General features: G+C 68.0%; 11 protein-coding genes. 6 read left to right on the forward strand and 5 right to left on the reverse strand.

Going from position 1 to position 12,489, the window contains the following annotated elements; genetic code table 11:
• Positions 1-414 (forward strand): HNH endonuclease signature motif containing protein (locus Q1K09_RS00875; RefSeq protein ID WP_300342410.1); only part of this gene is annotated, 414 nt, incomplete at its 5' end.
• A 206-nt stretch (positions 415-620) separates the two neighbouring features.
• Here the strand turns inward: Q1K09_RS00875 and Q1K09_RS00880 are convergent.
• The 5 genes from Q1K09_RS00880 to Q1K09_RS00900 are packed head-to-tail and all read right to left on the reverse strand — an operon-like array spanning position 621 to position 7,843.
• The gene (locus tag Q1K09_RS00880; RefSeq protein ID WP_300342411.1) at positions 621-1,466 is read right to left on the reverse strand and encodes a sugar phosphate isomerase/epimerase; all 846 of its coding nucleotides are present in this window, start codon (positions 1,464-1,466) and stop codon (positions 621-623) included.
• The gene (locus Q1K09_RS00885) at positions 1,429-2,475 is read right to left on the reverse strand and encodes a Ppx/GppA family phosphatase (RefSeq protein WP_300342413.1); all 1,047 of its coding nucleotides are present in this window, start codon (positions 2,473-2,475) and stop codon (positions 1,429-1,431) included. Before Q1K09_RS00885 ends, Q1K09_RS00880 begins: the two co-directional genes overlap by 38 nt.
• Before the next feature lie 21 nt (positions 2,476-2,496).
• Entirely contained in the window at positions 2,497-5,208 is a 2,712-nt protein-coding gene (topA, locus tag Q1K09_RS00890) for a type I DNA topoisomerase (RefSeq protein WP_300342415.1), read from the reverse strand.
• A 60-nt stretch (positions 5,209-5,268) separates the two neighbouring features.
• Positions 5,269-6,861, reverse strand: a complete 1,593-nt coding sequence (locus tag Q1K09_RS00895; protein WP_300342417.1) for a methyltransferase — start codon at positions 6,859-6,861, stop codon at positions 5,269-5,271.
• 7 nt (positions 6,862-6,868) lie between these two features.
• The gene (locus Q1K09_RS00900) at positions 6,869-7,843 is read right to left on the reverse strand and encodes a rhodanese-related sulfurtransferase (RefSeq protein ID WP_300342419.1); all 975 of its coding nucleotides are present in this window, start codon (positions 7,841-7,843) and stop codon (positions 6,869-6,871) included.
• 258 nt (positions 7,844-8,101) lie between these two features.
• Here Q1K09_RS00900 and Q1K09_RS00905 point away from each other — a divergent pair, with 258 nt between their 5' ends.
• From Q1K09_RS00905 to Q1K09_RS00925, 5 genes are all read left to right on the forward strand, one after another.
• The gene (locus tag Q1K09_RS00905; RefSeq protein WP_300342421.1) at positions 8,102-8,809 is read left to right on the forward strand and encodes a GNAT family N-acetyltransferase; all 708 of its coding nucleotides are present in this window, start codon (positions 8,102-8,104) and stop codon (positions 8,807-8,809) included.
• Positions 8,810-8,862: 53 nt separating this feature from the next.
• Complete coding sequence (locus tag Q1K09_RS00910; protein WP_300342423.1) at positions 8,863-11,229, forward strand: DEAD/DEAH box helicase; 2,367 nt, start codon at positions 8,863-8,865, stop codon at positions 11,227-11,229.
• 182 nt (positions 11,230-11,411) lie between these two features.
• On the forward strand, positions 11,412-11,630 hold the full coding sequence (locus Q1K09_RS00915; protein WP_300342425.1) for a DUF4244 domain-containing protein: 219 nt from the start codon (positions 11,412-11,414) through the stop codon (positions 11,628-11,630).
• Positions 11,631-11,639: 9 nt separating this feature from the next.
• A complete protein-coding gene (locus tag Q1K09_RS00920; protein WP_300342427.1) occupies positions 11,640-12,020 on the forward strand; it encodes a TadE family type IV pilus minor pilin in 381 nt (126 codons plus the stop codon).
• A complete protein-coding gene (locus Q1K09_RS00925; protein ID WP_300342429.1) occupies positions 12,001-12,483 on the forward strand; it encodes an Rv3654c family TadE-like protein in 483 nt (160 codons plus the stop codon). Before Q1K09_RS00920 ends, Q1K09_RS00925 begins: the two co-directional genes overlap by 20 nt.
• The last annotated feature ends 6 nt before the right edge of the window (positions 12,484-12,489 follow it).

Genomic DNA, 12,489 nt, shown 5'->3' on the forward strand with positions numbered 1-12,489 from the left:
GCCGGGACAGGGGCCGGCCGTGACGGGTCCCGGAAGCCGGTGCGGATCGTGAAACTCGACCGCACCACCAGCAAGAACCTGCAGAACCTGCTGACCACCCAGAACCCCGAACAGATCACCCAATTCATCACCGGCCAGCTCGCCGGCGGGAAGAACCTCCTAGAGGCGGCATCCACCGGACGGTTCGCCACCGGCACCCTGCGCACCGCCATACAGCTGCGAGACCAAACCTGCCAGGCCTACCAATGCACCGAACCGGCATACCGCACCGAGGTCGACCACCAGACCAGCTACGAAACCGGCGGGCCCACCAGCGCGGCGAACTCCCAGCTGCTCTGCCGCCACCACCACGAACTCAAAAGCCACCGCCTCCTGCCAGAACTCAACACCAGCACAGACCCACCACCCGACTAGAACAACGGCGGCCAGACCACACCGGCCGCCAGAGCTCACGCCGTCATCACAGCAGCCAGCCGCACACCCCACCGAGGACCCCAACCCCAGGGACCAGCCGGAGCCTCGTGCGGCCAGGCACCCCTGCACTCCCCCGCCGCGGCGGAACGGGACACGAAACTTGACAACTCCATAGCGCCCCCGGGCCTGCGTTCCTGCTGCGGCCGTTAGTGCTGCCCTAGATGGTTCCGGGCGAATTCCAGGGATTCGGCCAGCATGCGTTCCCGCTCCCCGACCTTCCTTGCTCCACGGGTGGCGACCTCTACTGCCACTGCACCCTGGAACCCGGTTCCGCCGAAATCCGGTGCGCCGAGAAGGTCCAGTGCTTCACTCACCCGCTGATTCCCATGCCCGGGCACCAGGTGGTCATCCTTGAACCCGTTGGACCATCCGTCGGTGAGGTGCACATGCCGCAGCCGGGATCCCAGCTTCCTGACCGCCTCATAGGAGTCGTCCTCTGCGGTCGCGGCATGAGAGAAGTCCCAGGTCACGTGCGGGTAGGGAAGGTCCACTGGGTTCCAGTGCGGCAAGTACATCTGCGCCTCGCGTCCGCCGGCGCGCCACGGGTACATGTTCTCCACCGCAATGGTCACCCCCGTGCGCTCCTCGATGGCGGCAATGCCCTCTGCGAACTGGGAGGCATAGGTGCCCTGCCAGCGGAAGGGCGGGTGAGCCACCACGACGTCGCAGCCGACTTCCTGAGCGAGGGCGGCAGAACGCTCCAGCTTCTCCCACGCCGAACCCCATACCTGTTGGGTCAGCAGCAGGGTCGGGGCATGGATCGCCAGTACGGGCATGCCGAATCGCCATGTGTGCTCGTTGAGCACCGAGGCCTGTTGGGTCTCGGCGCGATGGGTCACCATGACTTCCACCCCGTCGTAGCCGAGGTCCTCGGCGATGGAGAAGGTCTCGGCCACGCCCATCGGGTAGACCGAGGACGAGGACAGGCCCACTGGAATCCGGGGCGGCTGCTTCTCAGCCACGGGCGTGCTCCACGGCGATGGCGCGGACATCCTTATGAGTGGGCCGGCGCAGCGCACGGTCGAGGTCCACATGCCCCACGGCCGGCGCGTGCGGGATCTCTACCGAGGTGTCGCGGGCCAGAGCGTCGAGCCGGCGCAGGATCAGGCCCTCGCGCAGCGCCCAGGGGCAGATCGTGAGCTGCTCCACCCCGAAGGTCTTCATCGCAGTCTCGGCCACCAAGGCCCCAGCGAACACCTGGGCCGACCGCATCTGGGAGACCCCCGGCAGCTTGGCGCGCTCGGCGGAGCTGAGCTCCCCGAGCTGCTTCACCAGGGGTTTGAGGTCCTTGGCCGCCAGGGTCCGCTTCACATAGGGGCCGGCGGCCGAGGGAGCTGCGCCGGTGAGCCGCCCAAGCGATCGGAACGTCTTGGAGGTGGCGGTGATCTCCACCTGGTCGCGCAGCTGCGGGAACTCCCGCCGGGCGGCGTCCATCTCCTCGCGCACATAGGCCTTCAGCGCATTGACCTCCGCTTTGGTCGGGGGGTCCTGGCTGAGCCACTGGCGGGTGAGCCGGCCTGCGCCCAACGGAACGGACAGGGCGGTGGAGGGCAGCTCGTCCTGTCCGTAGGCGATCTCCAGCGAGCCGCCGCCGATGTCGAAGTTCAGGGTGTGCCCGGCGCTCCACCCGCGCCAGCGACGCACCGCGAAGAAGGTCATGGCCGACTCCTGGGCGCCGGTGAGCTCGGTGAGCTCCACATCTGCTTCGGCCTGCACCCGCGCGATGACCTCAGCCCCATTGGCGGCCTCGCGGATCGCCGAGGTGCAGAAGGAGAGCATGTCCTCAGCCCGATGCCGGGCCGCGAAGCGCACCGCCTCAGAGATGAAGCCGATCAGCTTCTGCTGCCCCTCCTCGCTGATCGCGCCCGCATCGTCGAGGTACCGCACCAGGGACAGCGGACGCTTGTGGGAAGCGAACGCCTCCGGCTTCGCCCCGATATGGGCATCCACCAGCAGCAGGTGCACGGTGTTGGAGCCGATGTCCAGCACACCCAGACGCATGACGTCCCCTCCGTGGCTCGTTCAGGCCTTCGTGGCAGTACGACGCCGCCCGCCCGACTTCTTCTTCGCCGGGCCCTTGGCTCTCTTCTCTGCGAGCAGTGAGTATGCCTGCTCTGCGGTCAGCTGGTCCAGCGAGACGCTGCGCGGAACAGTCGCATTGGTCTCCCCGTCCGTCACGTAGGGGCCGAACCGGCCGTCCTTGACCACCACAGGCTTCTCCGTGGTCGGGTCGGCGCCGAATTCCGCCAGCGGAGGCTTGGCCGTGCCGCGTCCGCGCTGCTTGGGCTGGGCGTAGATCTTCTTCGCCTCCTCCAAGGTGATGGTGAACAGCTGCTCCTCCGACTCCAGGGAGCGGGAGTCGGACCCCTTCTTCAGGTAGGGGCCGAAGCGGCCGTTCTGCGCGGTGATCTGCTCGCCGTCGTCGTCGGTGCCCAGCACCCGGGGGAGAGAGAGCAGCTTGAGCGCGTCCTCAATGGTCACCGTCTCCAGGTCCATGGACTTCAGCAGGCTGGCAGTGCGTGGCTTGGGCTGCTTGGGCTTCTTCTTGGGCTTCGGTTTGCCGTTCTTGTAGTACTCGGTGGGCTGAGCGTCCATATGGGCCTGGATCTCTTCCTCAGTCATCTCCTCGATGACCTCGGTGACATAGGGCCCGTACCGGCCGTCCTTGACCACAATCTCACGCCCGGTCTCCGGGTCGGTGCCCAAAACCCGCCCGGAATGCTGGGCCTGTTCGAAGAGTTCCTCGGCCTTCGCGGCAGTCAGCTCGTCCGGGGCGAGGTCGGCCGGGATATTGGCGCGCAGCGGGTCGCCGTCGGGATTCTCCGGGTCCGGGCGCTCCAAATAGGGGCCGTAGCGGCCCACGCGGACCTCCACGCCGTCGGCGACCTCGATGGTGTTCACCGCGCGAGCGTCGATCTCGCCGAGATTGTCCACCACAGCCTTCAGGCCCTCTTCGCCGGAGGACGCCCCGAAGTAGAAGCCCTGCAGCCAGGCCTCCCGCTCGATCTCTCCGCGGGCGATCTGGTCCAGGTCGTCCTCCAGCCGGGCGGTGAAGTCGTAGTCCACGTACTGGCCGAAGTGCTCCTCCAGCAGCCGGATCACGCTGAATGCGGTCCAGGAGGGCACCAGGGCGGAGCCCCGTTTGGTCACATAGCCGCGGTCCATGATGATGGAGATGGTCGGCGCATAGGTGGAGGGCCGGCCGATCTCCCGCTTCTCCAGCTCAGCCACAATGCTGGCCTCGGTGTAGCGCGCCGGAGGCGAGGTCTCATGGCCCTTGGCCTCAACATCAGTCCCGGTCAGCGGCTCGCCCTCGCTGAGCTCGGGCAGACGCTTGTCCTTGGACTCGGTCTCCTTCTTCTCCGAGTCGTCGGCGACCTCCTCGTAGGCGGCGAGGAACCCGGGGAAGGTGATCACCGTGCCGGAGGCCCCGAAGGTGGCGCGACGGCCGTCCTGGGCGGTGCCGGTCAGCCGCACACTGGCGGTGAAGCCCTCGGCATCGGCCATCTGGGAGGCCACCGTGCGCTTCCAGATCAGCTCATAGAGCCGGAACTCGTCGGCGGACAGCTCGGACTTCACCTGGCGGGGGGTGCGGAAGGAGTCCCCGGCCGGGCGGATCGCCTCGTGAGCCTCTTGCGCGGTCTCATTGCGGCGGGAGTAGTACCGGGGCTTCTCCGGGACTGATTCGGCGCCGTAGAGCTCGCGGGCCTGCTTGCGGGCGGCGTTGAGCGCCTCAGTGGACAGCGTGGTGGAGTCGGTACGCATATAGGTGATGTAGCCGTTCTCATACAGCCGCTGCGCTACCTGCATGGTCACCCGGGAGGAGAACCGCAGACGGCGGGCCGCGTCCTGCTGCAGGGTGGAGGTGATGAACGGCGGCTGGGGTCGGCGGGAGTAGGGCTTGTCCTCCACCGAATCCACACGGAACCGCGCCTGGGTCAGCGACTCAGCCAGGGACTCTGCGTCCTCGCGGGTGAGAACGACGACGTCGCGGCGGGACTTCTTCAGCTCCCCGGTGTCGGTGAAATCACTGCCGGTGGCGATCCGCTCGTCGTCGACTGCGTGCAGCTTGGCCGAGAATTCTTCGCCGCTGTCGGTGGCGAATTGGCCGGAGAGGTCCCAGTAGGAGGCCGGCACGAATGCCATGCGTTCGCGTTCGCGCTCCACAATCATGCGGGTGGCCACCGACTGGACGCGTCCGGCCGAGAGTCCCTTGCCCACTTTGCGCCACAGCACCGGGGAGATCTCATAGCCGTAGAGGCGGTCCAGAATCCGGCGGGTCTCCTGGGCGTCCACCAGGTCGGTGTCGATCTCCCGCGGGCTCTGCATGGCACGCTGGATGGCCTCTTTGGTGATCTCGGTGAAGGTCAGCCGGTAGGTGGGCACTTTGGGCTTGAGCACCTCGTAGAGGTGCCAGGCGATGGCCTCCCCTTCGCGGTCGGCGTCAGTGGCCAGGTAGAGCTCATCGGCGTCCTTGAGCAGCTTCTTCAGCTCCCGGACCTTCGACTTCTTGGACTCAGAGATCACGTAGTAGGGCTCAAAGCCGTTCTCCGGATCCACCGCGAACTTGCCGAAGGGCCCCTTCTTCATGTCCTGGGGGAGCTCCGAGGGCTGCGGCAGATCGCGGATATGCCCGGCGGAGGCGTCCACGATGAAATCATCGCCGAGGTATTTGGCGATGGAGCGGGACTTGGCCGGGGACTCGACGATGACGAGCTTCTTGCCTTCGGGCACTGATCTCCTTGATACGAATTGGTGGGTACGGTGCAGCTGCGGGGCGCCGTCGAGTGCTCACTATATATGAGACGACGACGGCGTCTGACCCGCGCTGGCGGGTTCGATGAAGCCGTCCTGGTAGAGCTCCAGCACCTCGGCGCGCAGCTGATCCTCCGCAGCGTCGGTCAGGGAGCACACCGCGGTGATCAGCTGGGAGGCAGTGTATTCCCCGTCCGCGGCGGCTAAGAAGCCGGCGGCCGCGGAGCTGATGGGACGGCTGCGGCGCAGACCTGCCCCCTGGCGGGCGAAGATGACCTCCGGGTGGGCGGCGCCGAAGCGCTGGTAGCGCTCCTCGGTGACATCGACAGCGGTCACCAAGGCGGTGTTCAGCACCTGATCCGGCTGCTGCAGGACGGCTGCGGCCCGGTCGACGACGTCTCCGATCACCGGACCCAGCGGCTGCTGCACCTCGCCGGTGATCTCTTCGAAGTGCTGCCACCGCTGCTGGTGGTCCCGCCGGCGCAGCCAGATGAGGCCGAATCCGATCTGGTCGACCTCGCGCTGAGCGAAGTCTCGCAGGTAGTCGGCGTAGCGGCGGCGGTACTGGTCGATGCTGCGTTCTTCGGAGGCATCGCGCAGCCAGGTCTCGGCGTACTCGGCCGGGGTCTGCACATCGCGCTGGATGAACCAGGCCTCCAGATCGGCCTGCTCCACCCAGGCCTTGGGCCGCTGCCACCAGTGCGCCGCACCGCGGGGAACCTCCCAGTTGCCCAGCATCTGCGCAGTGCCGCCGGCGGCGAGCACCCCAGGCAGTTCGGTGATCAGCTCACCCATGAGCTCATCGCCCTGCCGGCCGCCGTCGCGGTAGGTGTAGCGGTCCGTCTCCGTCTCCTGCGGCGAGCGCGGTGTGATCACAAAGGGCGGGTTGGAGACCACCAGGTCGAAGCGCCGGCCCGCCACAGGCTCCAGCAGGCTGCCCTGGACCAGCTCCACCCGGTCCTGGAGGTGTTCGGGGTCCAGGCCCAGGGCTGAGGCGTTGAGCACCAGGTTGAACCGGGCGAACTCCAGCGCGCGGGCCGAGAGGTCGGTGCCGGTGACGTGCTCGCAGTGGTCCAGCAGGTGAAGCAGCTGGATTCCGCAGCCGGTGCCGATGTCCAGACCGGTGCGCACCGGCCGCCGGTGAGTGATCGAGGCCAGGGTCAGGCTGGCCTGACCGACGCCGAGCACGTGGTCGTGCGGCAGCGGGCCGGCCACCTGGTGGGCGGAGAGATCACTGGTGACCCACATATCGCGGGTGCCGGCGCGGGTCTCCACCTGGTAGGGGCGCAGGTCCACCAGCGGGGCGACCTCAGAGTCGGAGCGCCGGGTGATCAGCCCCAGCTGCTGCAGCCCGGCAGCGCCGGTGCGTGGCAGGGCGGCGTCCACCTGTTCGGCGGTGACTTCCAGCGACACCAGCCACAGGGCGGTCAGCACCGCACAGGCCTGCTCCGGGGATTCCAGGATGCGCAGCTGGCCGGGAACCACCTGTTCACGGTCCAGCGCAGAGACCGCTTCGGGGCCCAACACCTGTGCGACGCCGTGGTGGGTGAAGTCGGCGTCGGCAAGGTCGTGGGCCAGCGCAGTGATCAGGTCCACGTCCTGCGCAGCCGGCGGCGAGGAGCTGAGCGTCATCGCAGCCTCATACGCTCACCGACTCAGCGGCCTGGTGGCGGCGCCGCGGCCGTGTCAGGGCTCCGGAGTTGGGGTGCTGGGGGTTTTCGGCCAGCCGCTTCCGGCAGGCTTGGCACCGAGTGGTCTCTGGGATGTGCCGGCAGTCGGTGCAGTAGAGCTGCAGGGTGGAGCAGCCGCGGTCGAGGCAGTTGTAGAAGGTTGAGGTCGGCGCCGCGCAGCTGACGCATTCGCCGATGGTCTTCGCCTGGTCGCTGAACCGGGTGTTCATCCGGCCGTCGAAGACGTAGAGCTCGCCCTCCCAGTATCCGGAGTCGCCGTAGGTCTCCCCGTAGCGGACGATGCCGCCGTCGATCTGGTAGACCTCCTGCCAGCCGCGCTCCTTCATCAGCGCGGAGAGCACCTCGCAGCGGATGCCCCCGGTGCAGTAGGTCACCACAGGCTTGTCCTTGAGGTGGTCGTACTTGCCGGAGTCCAGCTCGGTCACAAAGTCCCGGGTGGTCTCAGTCTCCGGCACCACCGCGTCTTTGAAGCGGCCGATCTGGGCCTCCATCGCGTTGCGCCCGTCGAAGAAGGTGACCTCCACGCCCTCGGCCCGCTTGGCCTCCACCAGCTGGTGCACCTGTTCGGGAGAGAGGTGCTCACCGCCGCCGATGACGCCGTCGTCGTTGACTTTGACCTCATCGAGGCCGAAGGCCACCAGCTCGGGCCGGACCTTGACGCTCAGCCGCGGGAAGTCCTCTGCCCCGCCGTCGGACCATTTGATCTCCATCCCGCGGAAGGGCTGGTAGCTGCGGGTCTGCTTCACGTACTGCTTCACCGCTTTGAGGGGTCCGCCGACGGTGCCGTTGATACCGTGCTCCGAGATGATGATGCGGCCTCGCAGCCCCAGTTCGCGGCAGAGAGTGTGCTGCCAGAGCTTGACGGCCTCAGGATCTTTCAGGGGCACAAACTTGTAGTACAGGGCGATGCGGGATGTGCTCACACCCTCCAGAGTACGCGGGTTTCGCTGCCGGCACATACGCCCCTGATCAGGGGCTCAGGCCCTGCAATCCCGGGGATGGAGGATGTGCTGCCGACCACTGAGATGAGGGGCACCCCCTACCATCGGAGCCGACACTCCCTATATGTTGGGAGTGAGCGAGCCGGGACCCGGCTCCGAATGAGTACGTGCAGTTGAGAGAGTGAGCCGGGCCACAGGCCATCGCCGCGATGGCCGGGAAGCGGACGAACGGAGTGAAGAATGACTTCTGAGCTGAGCGATGCACTGGTCCAGACGTGGGTGACCGGCTGGGCCCGCACCCACGGCTATGAAGTGCGCCATGACGGCAATGTGCACTCCGCACGTCTGAGCGCTGATTCCGACGACTGGGAGTACGTTATGTTCGACCCCAGCGAGGCGGACCTGCGCAAGGCCGCCTCGGCTGTGGCGAAGAGCCCCAACCGGCTGCTGACCGTCATCGCCGAGCCGGATTCGGACATCATGGCGGCCAAGGAGGTCGACGGGCTGAGCCTCATCAGCGATGAGGAGAAGCTGATGGTCGCCGATATGGAGATCCAGGATGTGGAGGATCCCATCACTCCGGAGAGCTTCACCGCCCACCGCGAGGATTTCGAGGGCTGGACCCTGTTCACCGTGAAGCAGGGGGAGAATGTGGCCGCCCGCGGCCGGATGGCGGCGGTGGATGAGTTCTGCATCCTGGACCGCATCTACACCTCCCCGGACTACCGGCGGCAGGGGCTGGGCACCTTTGTGACCCGCGCGCTGCTGGCCATCGCGCATGAGCACGACGTCGAACAGGGACTTCTGGTGGCCACCGCCGACGGTCAGGAGCTCTACGAGTATTTGGGCTGGACGCATCTGGGCGATGTGCACGTCTTCGGCTCCCCGGATTCCGGCGGCCGCAGCCGTCCCTCCCACTCGCAGATCGACGAGGAGATCTCGCAGTAGACGCTGAACACGGCGCCCTTGAGCTGCTGCGCGCCGCGGGGCTGCCCACTGAGGTGGGGCCTGAGGCGCGGATCCGGCATATCCGAACCCTCCCGGCTCGGCAGGCGGAGACCGCCGACTGGCCGGCGTGGGTGCCGGCTGAGCTGCGGGCCGCCTATCGCCAAACCGGTGCGGGCAGGCTCTACGCGCACCAGGTGGAAGCAGCTGAGGCGCTGCATGCGGGCAGGCACGTAGTTGTCGCCACCGGCACGGCCTCGGGCAAATCGCTGGCCACCCAGCTGCCGGGTCTGGCCGCTGTCTGCGGCGCTCCTGCCTGCGATGGGGTGGCTGCCCACCCCACCGGTGAGGCGACTGTTCTGTACCTGGCCCCCACCAAGGCGTTGGCCGCTGACCAGCTGGAGGCGCTGCAGGAGCTGGCAGAGACCGTAGGGGCTGCCGGTCCGGCTGGGGGAATCCGGCCGGCCTCCTATGACGGTGACACCGATCCCCAGACCAGGCAGTGGGTGCGGCGTCACGCCAATGTGGTGCTGACGAACCCGGATATGCTCAACGCCGGGATTCTGCCCAACCACCGCGGCTGGGCTCAGTTCCTGGCCCGGCTGCGGTATGTGATCGTCGATGAGGCGCACACCGCCCGCGGGATCTTCGGTTCACACACTGCGCTGCTGCTGCGCCGACTGCGCAGGGTGGCTCGCTCCTACGGTGCTGACCCGGTCTTCGCCGGCGCCTCGGCCACCAGCGGCAGCCCAGCAGAGAGCTTCGCCCGGCTGATCGGCGAAGCCTGTCCCAACCAAGACCCCTCGACCAACCACGATGCACACCGGACAGTGGTGGCCGTCACCCGTGACAGCTCCCCCCATGCGCCGGTGGATGTCTACCTCTGCGAATCGGCGGCTTCAGAGATCTCAGGGGACAACGGGGCGCCGCTGAAACGCAGCCTGACCGTGGAGGCCGCCGACCTGCTCACCGATCTGGTGGTGGCAGGGCGCCGGACTCTGACGTTCATCAAGTCTCGGCGCGGAGCAGAGACCATCGCCGCCGTCGCCCGCGACCAATTGGCAGAGATTGATCCCGCGCTGAGAGAGCGTGTGGCCGCCTACCGCTCCGGCTATCTGACCGAGGAGCGGCGCCAGCTGGAGGAAGCTCTGCGGACCGGGCAGCTGCTGGGCGTGGCCTCCACTCCCGCGCTGGAGCTGGGGATCGATATCGCCGGACTGGACGCAGTGATCATCGCCGGATGGCCGGGCACCCGGGCCTCCTTCTTCCAGCAGCTGGGCAGAGCCGGACGCGCCGGGCAGCGCGGCGCGGCCTTCTTCATCGCAGGCGACGACCCGCTGGACGCCTATCTGCTGGAGACCCCGGAGACAATCTTCGACACTGCAGTGGAGGATGCGGTCACTGACCCGCTGAACCCCCATGTGGCCGCGCCCCACCTGCTGGCTGCCGCCCAGGAGATGCCGCTTGTGCCTGAGGATATGGGTCAGGAGGGACTCTTCGGGCCCCTGGAGTGGCTGGTGGACTCGCTGACCAGCCAGGGGCATCTGCGCCGTCGCCCGCGCGGCTGGTTCTTCGCCCACGACGACGTCTCCGCGGCCTCCTGGGTCAGACTGCGCTCCGACGGGGCCGGACCCTGCACCATCGTCAACGCCGAGGACGGCACCGTCATCGGAGACATCGGTGCTGCCCAGGCGCAGTCGCAGGCCCACCCCCAGGCGGTCTATGTCCATCAGGGACGCAGCTACCTTGTGGAGGAGCTGGACCTGGAGCAGGGCACGGTGCTGGTCACCCCGGCAGACCCGCCGTTCTACACCCAGGCCCGGGAGACCACCTCCATTGAGGTGATGCAGACACTGCGGGAGCAGGACTGGGGAGATTTCCAGCTGCGGTTCGGGGAGGTGGAGGTCACCTCAGCGGTGATCGGGTTCCAGCGCAAAGCGCTGGGCAGCTCGGAGGTGCTCTCCGATGAGCCGCTGGACCTGCCGCCCTCGACCCTCCGGACCCACGGGGTGTGGATCACCGCACCGGAGACCGCGCTGGTGCGGGCCGGGGTCATCGTGGAGCATGTCCCCGGGGCGCTGCATGCTGCCGAACACGCCATGATCGGACTGCTGCCGCTGCTGACCAGCTCAGACCGGTGGGACATCGGCGGGGTCTCCACCGCACTGCATCGCGACACCGAGCTGCCCACCATCTTCGTCTATGACGGCCACCCCGGCGGCGCCGGCTTCGCCGAACGCGGCTTCGACATGGCCCTGCAGTGGCTGCGAGCCACCGAAGAGACGATCGCCGCCTGCGACTGTCCCGAAGGCTGCCCGCGGTGCGTGCAAAGCCCCAAATGCGGGAACCGGAACTCTCCGCTGCACAAGCAGGGGGCGCTGAACCTGCTGCGCGCCGCCGCAGGCGAGGCTTCCGCCGGTTAAGCCAGCTGCATCCCTCGGCGAGATTTCCCCTGGAAGAACCCCGGGGCCGGGGCGCGCCCCTCACTCCACAGTCCCACCAGGTGGCGCCCGCTCCAGCGGTGCTCCCCCGCACAGTGGACATGTCCCTGCCGCCAGGCAGGGGCAGCGTGCGGCCGGAGAGCCCGGCCGGGAAGGGAATTCCGATGCCACAGATACGCGAAACCACACCTGAGGACCACCGGACGCCAAGCGCCGCCCTGCAGAGACTCCACCGCGAGGAGGAGGGCCTGGCCACCGCCGAGTACGGCATCGTCATGCTTGCCGCAGTGGCTTTCGCAGGCCTGCTCACCGCCGTGCTGAGCTCTGAGACTGTCCGCGGCTGGCTGGAAGCACTGGTGCAGCAGGCGCTCAACGCCGGATAGGGAGCTGCGGTGCACACGCGCCAGACCATCCGGCACCAGGAGAGTGAGCGCGGCTCGGTCACCACTGAGTTCGCCGTCGCGCTTCCAGCGGTGGTGCTGGTGCTGCTGCTGGTGGTCTCGGTGGCGCTGGCCGGCGCCGCGCGCGTCGCGCTGGAGGATGCCGCCCGGGCCGCTGCCCGGGAGCTGGCCCGGGGCGCGTCCGCCGAGACGGCCCAGCAGACGGTGGTCTCCACCGCCGGCGCTGATGCAGAAGTCCACATCACCCAGCAGGGAGCCTATACCCATGTGCGGCTGACTCAGCCGGTGAGCATCCTCGGGCTGGTGGAAACAGGAGCCGAGCACACCGCTGAGGCACAGGTGCGCACTGAGCATGCCGGAGGGATGCCGTGACCGGAGGGATGCCGTGAACAGGTCGGCGGCGAACCGATGCACCCGGCGCGGCCCATGCGAGGAGCGCGGTTCGGGCACTGTGCTGGCTGTGGGCCTGCTGGGCGTGCTGGTGGTCCTGGTTGCGGTGGTCTACGCGCTCGGGCTGGCGGCGGCGGTCAACACCCAGGCCGCGCGGGCCGCAGACTTAGCAGCCTTGGCAGCGGCGGACACCGCCCGGGGGCTAGCGCCCGGGGACCCCTGCACCGAAGCCCGCCAGGTGGCCCAACACAACCAGGCGGTGCTGGAGGACTGCAGAGTCGGCGGCGCCTATGCCGGAGAGGTGCGGGTGCAGGTCAGCCGGGAGGCCACGATGGGCGCATTCGGCCACTTCCTGCCGCTGCCGCCGCTGCGCGCGACTGCTTCGGCCCGAGCAGGGCCTCCGGAGGCGCTGGAGGCCGACCCGCCGGGAGCCGACAGCGGGTAGATAGAC

This window comes from Nesterenkonia sp. (assembly GCF_029265375.1).
Taxonomy (GTDB): domain Bacteria; phylum Actinomycetota; class Actinomycetes; order Actinomycetales; family Micrococcaceae; genus Nesterenkonia.